The 16,616-nt window shown below is 46.6% G+C and carries 16 protein-coding genes; 6 read left to right on the top strand and 10 right to left on the bottom strand.

The genetic code is table 11. From position 1 onward, the window contains the following. The first annotated feature begins 71 nt into the window (after positions 1-71). The 4 genes from RIE73_RS04430 to RIE73_RS04445 all read left to right on the top strand — a co-directional run bounded on the left by RIE73_RS04430 (position 72) and on the right by RIE73_RS04445 (position 3,723). Entirely contained in the window at positions 72-1,064 is a 993-nt protein-coding gene (locus tag RIE73_RS04430) for a glycosyltransferase family 2 protein (protein WP_446400039.1), read from the top strand. Positions 1,065-1,313: 249 nt separating this feature from the next. Then, a complete protein-coding gene (locus tag RIE73_RS04435; RefSeq protein ID WP_446400040.1) occupies positions 1,314-1,895 on the top strand; it encodes a serine O-acetyltransferase in 582 nt (193 codons plus the stop codon). Then, entirely contained in the window at positions 1,888-2,448 is a 561-nt protein-coding gene (locus RIE73_RS04440; RefSeq protein WP_446400041.1) for a serine O-acetyltransferase, read from the top strand. Before RIE73_RS04435 ends, RIE73_RS04440 begins: the two co-directional genes overlap by 8 nt. A 54-nt stretch (positions 2,449-2,502) precedes the next feature. Next, complete coding sequence (locus RIE73_RS04445; protein ID WP_446400042.1) at positions 2,503-3,723, top strand: glycosyltransferase family 2 protein; 1,221 nt, start codon at positions 2,503-2,505, stop codon at positions 3,721-3,723. A 74-nt stretch (positions 3,724-3,797) separates the two neighbouring features. Here the strand turns inward: RIE73_RS04445 and RIE73_RS04450 are convergent, their stop codons facing one another. The 3 genes from RIE73_RS04450 to RIE73_RS04460 all read right to left on the bottom strand — a co-directional run bounded on the left by RIE73_RS04450 (position 3,798) and on the right by RIE73_RS04460 (position 6,926). Next, a complete protein-coding gene (locus RIE73_RS04450) occupies positions 3,798-4,823 on the bottom strand; it encodes a sulfotransferase family protein (protein WP_446400043.1) in 1,026 nt (341 codons plus the stop codon). A gap of 61 nt (positions 4,824-4,884) precedes the next feature. Then, positions 4,885-5,646, bottom strand: a complete 762-nt coding sequence (locus RIE73_RS04455; RefSeq protein ID WP_446400044.1) for a class I SAM-dependent methyltransferase — start codon at positions 5,644-5,646, stop codon at positions 4,885-4,887. After that, positions 5,643-6,926 (bottom strand): glycosyltransferase family 4 protein, encoded by a 1,284-nt coding sequence (locus RIE73_RS04460; protein WP_446400045.1) that lies wholly within the window; start codon positions 6,924-6,926, stop codon positions 5,643-5,645. The genes RIE73_RS04455 and RIE73_RS04460 overlap by 4 nt, the downstream gene beginning before the upstream one ends. Before the next feature lie 267 nt (positions 6,927-7,193). Here RIE73_RS04460 and RIE73_RS04465 point away from each other — a divergent pair, with 267 nt between their 5' ends. Beyond that, positions 7,194-7,385: a hypothetical protein gene (locus RIE73_RS04465; protein ID WP_446400046.1), complete on the top strand. Its 192-nt coding sequence runs from the start codon at positions 7,194-7,196 to the stop codon at positions 7,383-7,385. Positions 7,386-7,574: 189 nt separating this feature from the next. On the opposite strand, the gene sigC is transcribed toward RIE73_RS04465, so the two are convergent. From sigC to RIE73_RS04495, 6 genes are all read right to left on the bottom strand, one after another. Further along, the gene (gene sigC / locus RIE73_RS04470; RefSeq protein ID WP_446400047.1) at positions 7,575-8,822 is read right to left on the bottom strand and encodes an RNA polymerase sigma factor SigC; all 1,248 of its coding nucleotides are present in this window, start codon (positions 8,820-8,822) and stop codon (positions 7,575-7,577) included. A 308-nt stretch (positions 8,823-9,130) separates the two neighbouring features. Next, positions 9,131-9,256: a hypothetical protein gene (locus tag RIE73_RS04475; RefSeq protein WP_446400048.1), complete on the bottom strand. Its 126-nt coding sequence runs from the start codon at positions 9,254-9,256 to the stop codon at positions 9,131-9,133. A gap of 657 nt (positions 9,257-9,913) precedes the next feature. Further along, positions 9,914-10,891 (bottom strand): NAD-dependent epimerase/dehydratase family protein, encoded by a 978-nt coding sequence (locus RIE73_RS04480; protein WP_446400049.1) that lies wholly within the window; start codon positions 10,889-10,891, stop codon positions 9,914-9,916. Positions 10,892-11,202: 311 nt separating this feature from the next. Continuing rightward, the gene (gene hemE / locus RIE73_RS04485; protein WP_446400050.1) at positions 11,203-12,264 is read right to left on the bottom strand and encodes a uroporphyrinogen decarboxylase; all 1,062 of its coding nucleotides are present in this window, start codon (positions 12,262-12,264) and stop codon (positions 11,203-11,205) included. A 65-nt stretch (positions 12,265-12,329) separates the two neighbouring features. Beyond that, positions 12,330-13,367 (bottom strand): S66 peptidase family protein, encoded by a 1,038-nt coding sequence (locus RIE73_RS04490; protein WP_446400051.1) that lies wholly within the window; start codon positions 13,365-13,367, stop codon positions 12,330-12,332. Positions 13,368-13,423: 56 nt separating this feature from the next. Continuing rightward, positions 13,424-13,894 (bottom strand): tetratricopeptide repeat protein, encoded by a 471-nt coding sequence (locus tag RIE73_RS04495; RefSeq protein ID WP_446400052.1) that lies wholly within the window; start codon positions 13,892-13,894, stop codon positions 13,424-13,426. A 325-nt stretch (positions 13,895-14,219) separates the two neighbouring features. On the opposite strand from RIE73_RS04495, the gene RIE73_RS04500 reads away from it, so the two are divergent. Then, complete coding sequence (locus tag RIE73_RS04500) at positions 14,220-15,212, top strand: hypothetical protein (RefSeq protein ID WP_446400053.1); 993 nt, start codon at positions 14,220-14,222, stop codon at positions 15,210-15,212. Between the two features lie 164 nt (positions 15,213-15,376). On the opposite strand, the gene RIE73_RS04505 is transcribed toward RIE73_RS04500, so the two are convergent. Beyond that, positions 15,377-16,570, bottom strand: a complete 1,194-nt coding sequence (locus RIE73_RS04505) for a homocysteine biosynthesis protein (protein WP_446400054.1) — start codon at positions 16,568-16,570, stop codon at positions 15,377-15,379. Positions 16,571-16,616: the final 46 nt, after the last annotated feature.

A 16,616-nucleotide genomic window follows, 5' to 3' on the forward strand; every position in this document is an offset into this window, starting at 1 on the left:
TTTCTAAAATAACTTAAAGAAGTATTTAGAGTGAAATTTCCATTTGCTTCACCCAAAAGAGCAACTCTGCCATGTCTACTACAACTCAACCTGATCACCCCTATCCCCTACTCGTAGTCATCCTCAACTACCGCACCCCCGGTATGACCATCGACTGCCTCCGTTCCCTAGTCGATGAAGTCCCATCCTTACCCGGTACTCGCGTTGTTGTTACCGACAACGCCTCTGGCGACGGTTCAGTCGAACAAATCAGCACCGCCATAGAAACCGAAGGTTGGAGTGATTGGGCATCAGTTATGCCATTAGACCACAACGGCGGCTACGCTTTCGGCAACAACGCCGCCATTCGTCCCGCCCTAGAGTCACCTAATCCCCCTCCCTACATTCTACTCCTCAACCCCGACACGATCGCACGCCCTAATGCCATCAAAACCTTAGTCAACTTCATGAACGAACATCCCGACGTAGGAATCGCCGGAAGTCGTTTAGAAGATCCCGATGGAACCCCCCAATGTTCAGCCTTTCGCTTTCACACCGCCCTGAGTGAACTCGATAGCAGTTTACGTCTCGGTTTAGTCTCGAAAGTATTGACAAAATGGGTCGTGTGGCCCCCCGTTCCCGAACAAGCTTGTCCCACCGACTGGGTTGCGGGTGCTAGTATGATTATTCGCCGTGAAGTCTTTGAACAGGTAGGCTTACTCGATGAAGCCTACTTCATGTACTACGAAGAAATGGATTTTTGCTTACAGGCGAAAAAAGCCGGGTGGAGTTGCTGGTATGTACCTGACAGTCGGGTTGTCCACCTGGTTGGACAAAGTTCCGGTGTCACGGATACCAAACGCCCACCAAAACGCCGCCCCCAATACTGGTTTGATTCCCGACGACGGTATTTTATCAAAAATTACGGTTGGCTGTACGCCTCCTGCGCTGATATGTTGTGGGCTTCAGGGTTTACCCTGTGGCGCTTGCGCCGGGTGATTCAACGGAAACCTGATAATGATCCGCCCCAACTCCTGGGAGATTTCCTCCGCAATAGCGTGTTTCTCAAAGGCGGTGTATCATAGTGTCACTCCCGTAGGGGTAAGATAATATCCATCCGTGTCAACGCTAACCCCCTCACCCCCAGCCCCTCTCCCACCCTGGGGAGAGGGGAGCAAGAAGGGAGCTTCAGCCATGGCGATTGGAAATCGCGGCTAGACAAACCAAGTCCGCCTACGCGGACTAATACCGAAAAACTAGAGGTGTGGAAACCCGCGCAGGCGGGTTTAGTTTGTGTAGCTGCGGTTTAAACCGCCCCGTTAACAAGAAAAACTATGGTCACGCAACCAGAGATACAATCTAATATAGACAAATCAGTCCCTAAAAATCTCGGACTCTGGCAACAAATCAAAGAAGACTGGATTGCCCACGATCGCGATTGGACTCGACCCGGATTCCGCGCTGTTGCGGTTCAGCGCTTTGGGGTGTGGCGAATGCAAATTCAACCCAAACTCCTACGAGCGCCATTTAGTATTCTCTACCGAGCATTGTATCGTAAAATCCGTAATACCTACGGCATAGAATTACCCTATAGCGTTCAACTGGGTCGTCGTGTGATCATCGAACATCAACATGGGATTGTGATTCACGGCGATTGTACCATTGGTGATGATTGTATTATCCGTCAAGGCGTTACCCTGGGCAATCGCTACGTAGAGCATCCATTCGATGCGCCAAAATTAGGGAATCGCGTTAACGTTGGTGCAGGTGCGAAAATCTTTGGTAATGTAACTATCGGCGATGATGCTAATATTGGCGCTAACGCCGTCGTGCTTTGTGACGTGCCAGCAGGCGCAACAGCCGTGGGCGTACCTGCTAAGATCATAAAATCCCGAAACACTCAGGACAATGGTTAAATCCGTCACTGTCCCCAATATTTCTGCAACAGAACCCGATTGGAGTCGCGAACAACTGCGCCGCTGGTGGGACCCAAGCCGCCAACTCCTCAAATCTATCCGTGCGTATCAAAAATGGCATGCAAAAGGAGGACTTATTGGAGGATTTTTGCGTCGGGTTAACGTCCTCCAGCATCGCTTCTGGAGTGTGGTCACAGGCGCTGATATTCCCCTAGACTGCCAAATTGAAGGGGGACTACTCCTACCTCATCCCAATGGGGTTGTCATTCATCCCAAGGCTTCGATTGGACCCAATTGCCTGATTATGCAACAGGTCACCATAAGTAAGGATATCAAAATCGGCGGTCATGTTGATATCGGTGCGGGTGCGAGAATCTTTTATGAGGCTAAGGTCGGTAACCATGCCAAAATAGGGGCTAACGCCGTCGTGCTTTGTGATGTGCCAGCCGACGCAACAGCCGTAGGAGTCCCTGCCAGAATTATTACCCATTCTCAGTCAGAAACTCAAGAGAATTCTGACTGGGAAACACCGATTTCCCAAACCACTTCCTAGCGATCGCACTATCCCTATTCCCCAGAGTTCCAGACACAGCGAGGTTTCCGGGTCATGTTAACCAATCAACCCTGGCTTATTATCGTGGAAATAGTCCTATTGGCGATCGCACTCTCCCTTCTCGTCCCCATCGGGATGCTGTTTATCGAGTGTTTCGCCGCCCTCTTCCCACCGCGTCAACACCCAGAAGCCGCCCCAGCCTCTCCTCCCCGCCTAACCGTGTTAATTCCCGCCCACAACGAAGCCTCTGGAATTAGCACGACCCTAAAAACCATAGTACCCCAGTTAGCCGACCAAGACAGACTGGTGGTTATTGCCGATAATTGTACCGATGAAACCGCCGCGATCGCACGTCAGTTAGGCGCAACGGTAATCGAACGCCAGGATACAGAACGCCAAGGTAAAGGATATGCCTTAGACTACGGGATCAAGTACCTTGCCACCGACCCACCTGATATCGTGGTACTCGTAGATGCTGACTGTATCGTACATGAAGGCGCGATCGCGAAACTCGCTCAACGTGCCAACACTTCCCAAAGACCCACCCAAGCCATTTACCTATTAGAACAACCCCCCAACCCTACACCCAAGGATACCATTTCCGCCCTAGCGTTTCGGGTGAAAAACTTAGTCCGTCCCTGTGGACTAAATCAACTGGGATTCCCCTGCTTATTGACAGGTACGGGAATGGCGTTTCCTTGGTCAGTTATCCGCCAAGCGCCCCTGGCGAGTAATAATATAGTCGAGGATATGCAGCTTGGCATCGATTTAGCCATAGCCGGACATTCTCCCCTATTTTGTTTAGACGCTAGAGTCACCGGATGTCTCCCCCAGCAGCAGGAAGCCACCAAAACTCAACGCACCCGCTGGGAACATGGACATTTACAAACCTTACTCACCCAAGTCCCGCGACTCCTTGCTGAGTCTGTGTTTCAGCGACGGGTTGACTTGTTCGCGATCGCTCTTGATTTAGTTGTACCCCCTCTTTCCCTATTAGTCATGATTTGGGTAGCGGCGATGGCGGGAACGGTACTAGCAGGGGTTTTGGGAATATCCTGGCTACCAGCTATTTCTGTAGGGCTAGAAGGACTACTAATTCTACTATCAATTATTGGGGCATGGGCTAAGTTTTGCTGTGAAGATATACCTGTACAGACCCTTTTAACTGTACCCTTTTATATTTTGTGGAAGATTCCCCTGTATTTCGCGTTTCTAGTCAAACCTGAGAATAAGTGGATTCGTACAGAACGAGATGCAGTGGATGTTTCCGAATGAGGAGTTGTGAGATGGTTGGGCGAAACTCGGCGCTACCCTACCCATAAATCTGCGTTGTACCCCAACGAGAACGGCTATAAACTTCCTCTGATCCGACGAGTTGCCCGTAATCCTTTCCAAGCTAGCAGTAGCAGATTACAAAGAGAATTTATGTAAGCTTGTCTAGCCACTGATATATTCGTAGAAATTTCTTCATACCCCATCTCCTTGATGATGTCGCCACAGATAAATTCAATATCCCCGATTTGCTGTTCAGTTAACGTAGCTTTATATCGTCCAATTCTTTGCTGGTTTACTTCCTTCGTTGTCTCCAGGTTATGAGGAGATATGCTATCACTGGAGTCATCTCGTATCTTTTTGTTTTTTGCATCCTCCCGGAATTTTAACATTTCATCTATAAACTCAGTTTTGCAGTTCAAAAAATGACAAATTCTTTCAGCGTGATAGCTAGGTTCTGCAACTAACTCTTCATACTTGATCATCAAATATCGTTGATCCCCTAGAATTTGAGCCTGCTCACTCATTGTTTTGAATTCATATTGCCAATGCCAAGCCAAGACAATATGAGATGGCAATAGTTGTCCATTAAATATATACTGTTGATTAGTCAGCTTCACATTTTTATTTCTTGTGTAATCTTCTATCGATGCGATGACATCTCTGGGATCGCGAACAATATGAATAAACTGCGCGTCAGGATACCATTCTCGCAAACAGTAAACGAACTGCCAGTGTTGAGGCTTTTTATCTCCCCAACGAACATCATTATTGCCCAGTGAAACTGCATAGGCTTGATACAAGCAGGCTAGTAATACATTATTACCAGCAGGCAAATTTTCCTGTAATAATTTTCTAAAATACTCTTTATCCAAGAGGCGACCATAAGAACCTATCGGTACCGATTTTACCAGCTTATCAATGTCTTGAACCTGATGCATCCGATCAGGATATTTCATTGGTAATCTTTGAAAGTACGCTGACTCCCTAGGAACAAACAAATCAGGATGCTTGTTGATCATCAAACGCAACATTGTTGTACCTGATCGCATGTAACCAATGACAAATATTGGATCTAAGCGAACAGACTTTGATTTTTCCATGATTAGGCACTGCGATTACTGGGTCAATTCAATCCTTATAGGATTAGCGATTACAGTAGTTTTAGATTTCCCCCTCGACTGGCATAGATTTCTCCGGTTTCTGAGCAAAAACAACTAACTTATCTCGCCAAAGCGGACGCAGTAAAAAAGGACTAGCCATAATTCTTCCTAGCTGTGTCCATAACGTTGCACCAGAATGGTCAAGTTGCCGTAAATCAATATGGATTGACTCAAAACCAGCTTTTTCAAGATGCCATTTCAAATGCTCTCGACTATATTCTAAGGGATGACCAATTCCCGATCCCCGTTCGGGAATACGGAAGGTGTCAAATACACGTAACCCTAGGGCAAGTCTAACTAAATTCCTGAATCGATACAGATTAGGAGTGGTTAAGAAAAGTAGACCACCTGGTTTAATCCACGATTTGATTTTTTCTAGAACAATATAGGGAGGTATTGGCATATGTTCAATAACCTCACACATAACTACTAAATCATAATAATCCCGTTCTTCCAGATCGTCGTGTAAGAGGTCGCAACATCGAAATGATAAATTCTGGTCTAAAATTCCCTGTTTATATTTGTCATTCACATCAGCGACAGTTCCTTCATAGTTAAATAAGTTTTGGCAAAGTAAAGCAATTTGCCCCCCCCCAATTTCCAGAATACGAGCAGAATCAGGTAGGGTACATTGACAAATGTGTTTTAAAGTATTCCAATATCTCGGCTTATATTGGATGTAGTATGAGTCTCTTTCAAAAAAGTCATTCTTTAAAATCACTTGGTTGTAAGCTTGTTCAAATTGAGATTTTGATAAATTCATTTTTTTTCAATCATTTCCTGATAAATATCAACAATCTTTTGGGCTTTGTTTTCCCAGGTAAATTCTCTCGCTCTTTCAACAGCCTTGGTTGACATATCTTCCCGCAATTGCTCATCTTCAACTAAGATTTTAATCTTATCTGTCAACTCCTGTGTCAAATATTCTCTCGAAAGCGGTTCAATCTTAAACCCTGTCTCCTCCGTAACATATTCACCAATGCCGCCATTATTTGCCACAATACAGGGAAGTCCACAAGCCATAGCTTCCAACACCACTGCGCCACCAAATTCCCGAATTGAAGGAAAACAAAAAATATCCGCTTGTCTGTAATAGTTCAGTGTTTCCTGTTGCGGAATCCGACCTGTGAAATTTACCTTTTCACTTAAACCGACTTTCTGCACTAGGTTTTCTAGCTTTGTTTTTTCTGAGCCATCACCAACTATTGTCAAAACTATGTTATTTTGAATTGATTGCCTCAGCTTACTAATAGATTCGATAACAATATCAGCACATTTGTAAGGAACTAATCTACCAACAAATAGTAAATTTATTTTATCTCTGTTTTTTGGAAACTTATTTTTCGCTTCGATCAGAAACGCTTTGTCGATTCCATTTTCATAAAATAAACCAATTTTGCTATCTGGAAGTTTAAACAAATTCTTTAAGAGATTTAAAGTATAGGTTGACCCTGCTAATATCCTGTCAGTTTTTTGATAAGTTTCTTTGTATTCCGGTATTAAGGCTCGACCAACAGCTCTCAAAAAGTTCAGGTAAGCATATTCTTCTTTTGCTTTTTCTCTAAATCCTGGCGGAAAGGGTATACCTCCATTCACTGGACCGAGCAGAAAAGGAGTATGCTGGCATGCCTTAACTATTTTGTAAGGGTATCTAGGCATCATCGGGGTTATCGCATGAACTATATCATAGTCTCCTCGGATGACTTGGCGGGCAAACTCGTGATAAACTCTTTGATTAAATTGAGCATAAAAAGGAAAATCTAGAGTAAGACGCAGGGGCCAATTTCCTTGTTGCTTCGTTATTTTAATTAGTTTTAAGCTAAGTAACCAGTATTTATTTATAAAACTACTAGGTTTTATGTATTCAATGTTAGAATATTCTGTTTTTTTCAGCCGATTTCGATACCTTTCATGGGTGACGAGCGTTACATCAGCCAACTTATTAATGTTTTCAAAGAACTTAAATCCAACTAACGGTACAGAACGTCCGTTAGGATTGCATTGATTTACAATCAGTAAAACTTTCAGTTTTTTATCTACCATTTTAAAGATGACTTATAATTTGGATGGTTGAGTTCAGTTGGGTTGCTGTGATATTTCAGAAAATCCAATGTTAGTCACAAAAAGGGGTATTTGGTAACTGCCCAAACCTGAACACAATATTACCCTAACTAACCACCCCGGGACAACTGGTAGTTATTGCCGATAACTATACCAATGAAACCGCCGCGATCGCAGGTCAATTAGGCGCAACGGTAATGCTAGGATACAGAATGCCAAGGTAAGGGATATGCCCTAGACTATGGGATAATGTACCTTGCAACAGACCCACCCGATATCGTGGTACTCGTGGATGCTGCCTGTATCGTACATCAAGGCGCGATCGCGAAACTTGCTCAACGGGCTAACACGTCCAAAAGACCCACTCAAGCCATTGACCTTTTAGAACAACCCCCAACCCTACACCCAAGGATACCATTTCCGTCCTATCGTTTCGGGTGAAAAACTTAGTCTGTCCCCGTAGACTAAATCGACTGGGATTCCCCTGTATTTCGCATTTCTAGTCAAACCTGAGAATAAGTGGATTCGCACAGAACGAGACACAGTGGACGTTCCAGAATCTTGATGGTTTCTAAATCTACCTTTGTAGAGACGTTGCATGCAACGTCTCTACAATGTGTGGGAAATCCCCTAACTCAACGCTTCCAAATAATCCCGCACCCGATTCCGCCGCTTGGGTTGGCGCAACTTCTGCAACGCCTTCGCCTCAATTTGCCGCACCCGTTCGCGAGACAGTTCCAGCGCCCGCCCAATCTCAGCTAAGGAGTAGGGATGTCCATCGCCCAAACCAAACCGCATACAAATCACATCCCGTTCGCGACTGGTTAAATCAGCTAGGAGTTGCTGTAAATCCCGCTGTAAAGCCTCGCGCATCAATACGTCTTCTGGGGAGGTTTCCTCAGTTTCCAGTAAATCCCCCAATTCCGTATCCTTCTCCTTGCCAACTTTAATCTCCAAGGAAACCGATCGCGGAACTCGCATCAGCACTTCCCGCACCTGGGGCGCATCCATTTCCAACTCTTTGGCGATATCCTCAATCGTGGCGGTGCGCCCTTGTTCCTGCGAAATCTTCCGCTGGGCTTTCTTAATCTTATTCAGCTTTTCGGTAATGTGGACGGGTAAGCGAATCGTCCGGCTTTGAGTCGCGATCGCGCGGGTAATTCCCTGACGAATCCACCAATAGGCATAGGTACTAAACCGATACCCCTTCGTTGGATCAAACTTCTCAACTGCCCGTTCTAACCCCAAGGTACCTTCTTGAATCAAATCCAGCAGCTCTAACCCGCGATTCTGATACTTCTTCGCCACCGACACCACCAGGCGCAGGTTGGCTTTAATCATGTGTTCCTTCGCCTGCAACCCTTCGGCTTGAACCTGTTCCAGTTCCTTAACGGTTAGTTCGGCTAACTCCGCCCAGCGCCGTTTTCCTTTTACTAGACTTGGCTTCAGGGTAGCCACATCCACGCCAGCAGTTGTCGCCCAGCGTTCTAAGGAGGGACGATGACCTAACTGCGAGGCTAAACGGTCATGGGTTTCGATTAAATGAACGAAATGCTCAATAACGGGTTCCTCTGGTGTGGCGAACTTCCCTCGTAAGTCCAATAATCGCATATAGCGCTGAACTTTTTGGGCTTCTGAGACTTCTTCATCTCGTCTCAATAAACGAACCCGACCGATTTCCTGAAGATATAGCCGCACCAAATCAGTGGTACGGCGGTTGGCACTTTTAGCAAAGCTAGTCGTGTCGGTATCCTCTTCATCTGGATCAACGAATTCATCCACAGAATTGTCGATATCGCTGTGGGTATCCTGCAAATCCAAGCTGTAGGTAGGTTGGTCGTGGTCGAATTCAGTGTCGGCAAAAGGAGTGGCTGGCATAGTGATCTCTTAGATTACGACCGATAACGACACTTGATCGAAGTGTGTCATCACTTATTACTAGAATTCCCACCCTTGATGACCGGATAACAGCGTTTTCGTTTTTCTCACCGCGAAGGGTTACCTGTTTTTCCAGGAAACCCTTACTGAGATTTACTGCTAACGCATCGCCCCAGTTTCCGTTTTTACAGAATTATCAGCATTTTGGGCTTAAATTCTGTCTCAGGTTAGATGACTGGGCTTCTCCTCTAGCAGATAGTATACGCGATACCCTCTTGGGGAATGAGTGACCTTTGTCAAAGTCTGTATTAATCTACATCACCCATGGGACGGATTCCTGAAGGATTATTTAGATTTGTGTAAGGAACCGTTTTTGACCAGGGTATCATCTGCAAAAGCTGGATGGAGAGCAGGGGTTCATCTGCTAATTCCATCTCTTTCTCTTCCATTGTATAGAACAAGCGATAGGGCGTAGGTAACAATTTACATTTTGAACCAGTTTGTCGGGTATGGGTTATCGGATGTCGGGAGGATGACCTAAAAACCAAAGTCCTTGAAATTCCCTCCCCTTGGCAAGGGAAGGGTTAGGGAGGGGTTAGATCAAGGTATCGCTTTTTTTGGGCTTAAGTTTATGCAGATGCATGTCGGTAAATTTTGTTTCAAGGGAGAAGGGGAACCATCACATAAAGACGCTTCCAAAGTAACTCTGGAATAACGCTTGCTTCTTGCTCCCCTCTCCCCTGGTGGGAGAGGGGCTGGGGGTGAGCTGACAGGTGTAGGTTTTTTACTGTGCGGTTGGGGCAAGACTTGGAGGGCAAGGTGGACAAGAGGACAAGGAAGGAAAACCGTACAGAATCTTGTTCGGTCAAACTCACTTCTAAAAGCCGAAACGCCCGATTTTCCGTTCTCACTCTTCCTTGTCTACTGGTCTACCTGTCTTCTAAGTCTTACCTAAACCCCCATCTTAAAAAACCTACCCTTGTGAGCTGGGGGTGAGGGGGTTGTGGCTTAAGTTGATACAGATACACGTTGGTAAAGGGCGCACGTCGGTAAAGGGCGCACGTTGGTAAAGGGCGCACGTCGGTGCGCCCCTACGGAAGCCCACTAATTTTCAACACGTCACTCAGGGTGGGACAGTACGTGGGTAAACCGAATGTTTGGGGATTCACTGGGTTTTGATAGGTAAAATGGCGATAATTGAGGCAAAATCGATCCCACGCCGCCATCTGAATCCGGAATAGGATAATTAATAGATTCGCTAGTCCAATTGATAAGGGGACGCGAAGATAAATTTTTTTACCTAAATACGCACAGACTTCCTCTACCGCCTGATTAACGGTGAGGCGCGGATTACCTAAGACTAAGCGATTCGTCGATAATCCTTCACCCGTTTTAGTGGTCAATTCCTGAGTCGGAGGATGATCAACCAGATAGCACACCACTTGGGCAATATCCTGGGCGTGAATAAAGTGGAAACTGCCATCGGCTTTGAACCAGCGAATCAAGTCCATCCATTTGACTACATCCTTAATCCCTGATGAAATATGGGAATACGGTTTATGCTCATCTCCCCCTAGTACCAACGTGGGAAACACGGTAGTAATTTTAGGCGCGATCGCGAGTTTTGAGATTTGCCGCAAACAGTCGTATTTGGAACGGATATAGTCGGTTCCCAGTTGACCAGCTTCCTTGAGTAACTGGTTCTGTTGATTTAGAATGCTAGCGGTGGAAAAGTAAATCACCTGTTCACAACGTTGAGTATCCAGCAAATCCAGCAATCGCAGGGTTTTGACCACATTAATATCAAAAACTTCCTGGACTCCCCCCCAAGCTGTTGCTGCCAAAATTGCAACATCTACTGTTTTGAGTAAATCACCAAACTGATCAATCTGCCGTAAATCAGCTTGACAAATCGTAATCCCCGGACGAGCATGATAGTCAAATCCTAATTTATCGGGATTTCTGACCAATAAATACAACTCGTGATCCGTGTGTTGAATTAAACTTTCGGCGACATACTGACCGATGCAACCACTAGCACCAGTCATGAAGATTCGCTTGGGAGTCATTTGATTTTAGATTTTTTGATAATCTGATCCTAACTCAACCGATATTACAATATGTGAATATTAGGCTTGTCAGATCGACCCACCTGGATCAATTAACAACCTGTAGGGGCGCACAGACGTGCGCCCAGTTTAACAGTAAAATCTCTTCCACCATTTTGCTGTGCCACGTCCCTACATTAGGAAAGGGCGGGTTTTGCATAAACGTTACCATCAGTAGCCACGCCTAAAGTTCCTAAACCCGCCCCTACAAACCATGTGCTTGAGCCTAGCATTGGGTCTTTCTTCTCCAATTCCCCGTTGCTTAAGATAGTTCAAGCATGAACAGTTAACAATTGATCAACCTGTTTCGCTGTTTCAAAGAAGAACCTGACGTTATCTTCTGGGGTTCCCGGTAAGACACCATGACCCAAATTAAAGATATGACCTCGGTTCCCAGCTTTCCGAATTGTATCCAAAATGCGATCGCGGATAAAATCCTGTGACCCAAATAGCACCCCTGGGTCCATATTCCCCTGAACGTTCTTATGATAGCCTAACCGCTGTCGCGCTTCTGCCATATCCACTGTCCAGTCTACGCTGATAATATCCACACCGGATTTACCCATGCGTTCTAATATACCCGCACTCCCACTGATATATAAAATCAGAGGCGTATCTGGATGGGTAGCTTTCACCTGCTCAACCACGCGCTGCTGATAGGGTAAGGCAAAGGTATCGTAGTCTTGGGGACTCAGTTGACCCGCCCAGGAATCGAACAATTGCACGACTTGGGCACCATTATCAATTTGATAGCGTACATAAACCGCGATCGCATCAGCGATTTTCCCCAGAAATTCATGCAGCATGGCGGGTTGGGAAAATGCCATCCCTTTGATAATCGAGTAATTCTTGGAACTTTTGCCCTCAATCGCATAAGCGGCTAACGTCCAAGGCGCACCGACAAAACCTAAGACAGCGGCTTCGTTCCCGACTTCCCGACGCAGCGCTTGTAATATCTCCCCGACAAATGTTAACTTTTCTAACTCTAAGGGATGAAGCCCGTCAATTTGTGCTTGAGAGCGAATCGGCGGATCGATAATCGGACCTTTGCTTTCCACAATGTCAAAGGGAATACCGACTCCCGGTAGAGGCGTGAGGATATCGGAAAATAGAATCACCCCATCGGGACGAAACGCCTTCCAGGGTTGGAGAGAAATTTCAATAGCAATTTCGGGAATTTCGGAGCGTTCCCGGAAACTGGGATACTTATCGCGTAAATCCCGATAGGCTTTCATATATCGACCCGCCTGTCGCATCATCCACACCGGCGGACGTTCTAATTTTTCACCACGAGCGGCTCGTAATAAATAAGGAACCTGGGTTAACCCAGTCATACTAGACCTACCCTATACAAAGTTTTCAGCGCTCTGTTAGCTTACCATTTCGGGTTGAGAATTATTTATGAAGTTTTCCAACATAATGTTCCCTGATCTCCATCCAGTTCAACCTCGCCTCCCACAGGCAAAGCCGCGTTGACCCCATCGTGACCAAAGGGTAACTCGGAGACAATCGGGATATCCAGATCCGTTAAGCGATCGCGTAATACCTCTTCAACTGTCCAGCTTGGCACATTCTGGGGAGGATGGCAGCGGCTAAACCGTCCCAAGGCAATACCTTTAACCTTTTGTAACATGCCACTCATCCGCCACTGGGTCAACAGGCGGTCAATCCGATAAGGCGCTTCAGTCACATCCTCTAACGCCAGAATTGCCCCATCTAGCGGGGGTAGAATCGGCGTACCCAGTAAATGAGTTGCTACAGTCAGATTTCCTGGCAAAAGCCACCCCCTAACCTTACCCCCACCCCAACCCTTCCCAGATAGAGGGGACAGAGGGCGTCCTTCTACACAGTCAAATAAGCGATTGAGTGACCATTCTGGTTCACTAGCTAACGTGGTTAAGACTGAACCGTGAACACTGCTAATTCCCACTCCAGCTAGACTCCACAGCAGACAAGTAATATCAGAAAACCCAATCAGCCATTTGGGGATAGGGGATTGTGGAGCAAGACTCCCCTGTTCCCCAAGCCGGGCGGGTTTAGTCACGTTATCGGTTTCTGGGGTAGTGTTATCGGTCAAACCCGCCCCTACAAGCTGGGGAGGTATCACAGACGTCCACGTCCAGTCTTCCAGAAGACGGGCGCTACCATAGCCCCCTCGGATACAAAGAATCCCCCGACAGTCTGGGTCATACCAAGCGGCGGTTAACTGCTGGCGTCGTTGATTATCTGTACCCGCCAGGTATCCCTCCCTCGCATTCCAATTGGTTGGTAATTCAACCCGATAACCTCGGCGACGCCAAATGTCCACGCCCTGATAGAAGGCGTCAACCTCTCGTAACGCCCCACTCGGAGCAATCACCCGTAACAAATTACCTGGTTGTAAGGGACTAGGTTGATTGATGTTCACCAAATTTACCTCCGTGTAGAGACGTAGCATGCTACGTCTCTACATATCCCCATCTTCGCCATCTTCGCCATCTTCCCCATCTCCTCCTAACTCAACCGCGCCGTGCATTCCAGAATCAACTTTTGATTAATTACAGAATAGGGCTGAATCTCCAACGCCCTGCGAAAGGCTGTAATTGCCGCTTGATAGTCTCCCAACGCCGCATGACACAATCCCAAACCATGCAGCGCTCCAAAATGAATGGGATTGAGTCGGATAACCTGCTGACAATCGTCCCTTGACTTTTGATACTGTTTAAGTAGGTAGTAAAGAACGGCTCGTCGATTCCACGCTTCGGCAAAATCAGGTTGCTCTCTAATAATCTGGGTCAGCAGTGCTTCAGCTTGAGCTGTGTCCCCACGTTCTAATAAAATCTGTGTCCGCTCTAGCCGTTCCATACCGGAGATGCCCTTTTGATAGAACCAGATACGCCATAGTTCTTCGGTTGCCTGCTTGCGGACGTTTTCATCAGGGTTTTTTAGGTTCTCCAGTAAGGAATTGATGGATGAGTCACTCATATCTCGTCCTCGTATCTACTATGTAACGGATTACTCAGATTTGTCGCCACTCTTCTATTGTCTCGCCAAAATTTGCATAGAGTGTAAAGTCTTGCGAGTAAAGATTCCATAAACTTTACGGATGTACCTGTCTTATGACTGCATTTTGTAAAATGGGCAGACTGATATTGAGTTCCCTGACTTTGCTGGTTTTTCGGTGGAAACAGAGCTAGGAACATAATTCTAGCGGTTGCTCCACCCCAGTAAGCCTGTCGAACCAACTAAAATTCAAGCAGTCCGTCCAAATTTCCCACAAGGGAATGTGTCTCCGCCGCTAGGAGGTTATATGAGTCCTTCTGTGAATCGGTCTTCCGACTCACCCACGTCTTCTGGTGAAAATCTGCCAGAAGTATCCAGTGTGCAACCGCCACACTCAGCCCCACCCAATGGCAATTCTCAAAACGTGACTAACTCATCTACTACAACAGATTCAGCCGGGACAATGCCATCAGATGTCCAACGACAACAACCCATTCCTCCCCCCAGTGAACCCATGCAGTACCGAGCCATCGGACTGATTCGGGGAAAATATATGCCCTCTCAAGAGCAATTGACGAGAGGGACTCTACTAGCAGATGACGGTACACTCATTGATGCCGTCTTACTGGGTCGAGTCATGAGTTTGGTGAAAAACCATCTCGATTTAGCTCTATCCCATCTTTGGGTCGTTTATCCTCGCACCCGACAACAAGACGGAAATTTACACGTCCAAATTGTTGGTGTTTGGGAACCGGAAACACTCAATCAAGAGCAAACAACGGCTTCAGAATCAACGGATTCACCCCCGGAAGAGTCAACCCCTGAAGCCCAACCCTCTCCCGAACATTCTCAACCTGAACCGACCGAGGAATTACCCGAAGGTTATTTTTCCATTCGGGGTCAGGTCATTTACCAGTCGCGGGAGAATGAAGACGTTATTGTCAAAATCAAGCAGTCTCCCCGGAGAGACTCCGAGAAAACCAAATTTTTCAAGCTTCAGCTCAAAGGATTGCTTGGAGAAAAGGTGATTAATCACTTTTGGGATTTGCACGTCAAACTGCATACCAATACGTTGATGATTGAGGAAGGCAATGATATTGGTATCGTGCGTTCACCCAAAAGGCGATTCAATAAGAAGTCTCGCTCACGCAAAGGGTCAAGACCGAAAAAGGGTTCTCCCCGTCGTGGTGCAGGTGAAGTAACCGGAAAAGGAACCTCACCCAAGCGTTCAGAATCCTTAGCCAAACCTGTCCAACGTAAGGACAAGCCCGGGAAAGGGAATTCCTCTAGCGATTCCTGATTTCGTTCCTCAAGCTTACATCCCCTCCCTGCTTGCGCTCTTGGAAGGGGATTTACAAAACTGTTAAAGGCGGCTGTGAGCAATTAACAGTAAAGTGCTATGATGAACAAAGGACAAATGACAGATGACAGATGACGCTAATCCCGCGACCCTCAGTCGTGGGATTAGTTTATTTGAGAACCCCAGCGATCTTGAGGCAGAAAGGAACGATCCATGGGAATGGACGCCACAGGTTCGGTGAGGGTAAATTCCCCCCGTTCAATCCATTGCTTTAATTCCACAGCAACTTGTCGGGAAAGAAATATACTTGCCAAGGGCGCTGTCCGCACCGCTTTGCCGTCAATGGTAATGCGCCCCTGCTTCAGTTGGGCGTAGCTGACTAATCCAAACGTGGGACGAACGCGGCGGGGGATGGAGAAATCAACCACTGGGGCGACAATATCTTGATCCGACATGGCACACTGCTCAACCACTGCTTCACTCAACACAGGTAACGGTACACCCACGCCCAACATCAGAGACGGACCATAATTTTTAAAGTAGCACCCCCGTACCCACTTGGGATTCATCTGCTTGGCATCTCCAATTAACGCCAATGTAGCGGCTGGACCAATAGGAGTGCGATTGGGAAGGCGTTTCTGGAGAGGGAAATGTTGAGTCCCTTCCCAAGCAATATAACCAATCCCCCCACCCAAGAAAATTTGTGTGCCAATCCCAATCACTTTCAGTTCGGGATCATTCAGGAGTGGGGAAATGGCTCCCGGATTGGAGTAGACGGCATTGTTGAGTCTGGGCTGGAGTGGACCGAGATACGTGTACAAGAGGCGATCGCCCCCATTGACGCCGACGATAAAATTTTGATAGAGATTACGGGGATTGTAAAGATAGAATTGGTTAATCGTTTCGCGAGTAATTGTCGTATCAAAAGAGGCTCTAGGATAACAGTCGGTCATCTGTCCTATCGCTCGCAACTGCACGGATTTACCCGCAATCAAGTCTTCAATTACATGAGACCCCCCTCGTTCTCTAGATTCCTCAATCTCTGCCAGATCTCCCATATCGGTAGAATCTACCACTTGAGTCGCGCCTAAATACAAATCCACTGCACCAAAGCCAGCATAAGCTGGTACACCATCTAACCAGCATTTACGAATCTTAATCGGCGGGTCTGTGTGACCTAAATTAATAATCGCCCCCGAGGACTCCATTGGCTCAAATGTACCTGTGGTAATCACATCGACGTTTTTAGCCGCCTGGGTGACACCGATATCGGCGACTCGCGCTTTTAATTCCTCGACTGTCCAGACGATGGCACGTCGATGGTGAATTTTGTCATTGATGTCAGCTAAGGTTCGCACGATAAAAAGTTGTCATTTGTTGATTGTTCATGGTTCATGGTTGATT

It is taken from the genome of Coleofasciculus sp. C1-SOL-03 (genome assembly GCF_040220555.1).
In the GTDB taxonomy this organism is placed as follows: domain Bacteria; phylum Cyanobacteriota; class Cyanobacteriia; order Cyanobacteriales; family Coleofasciculaceae; genus Coleofasciculus.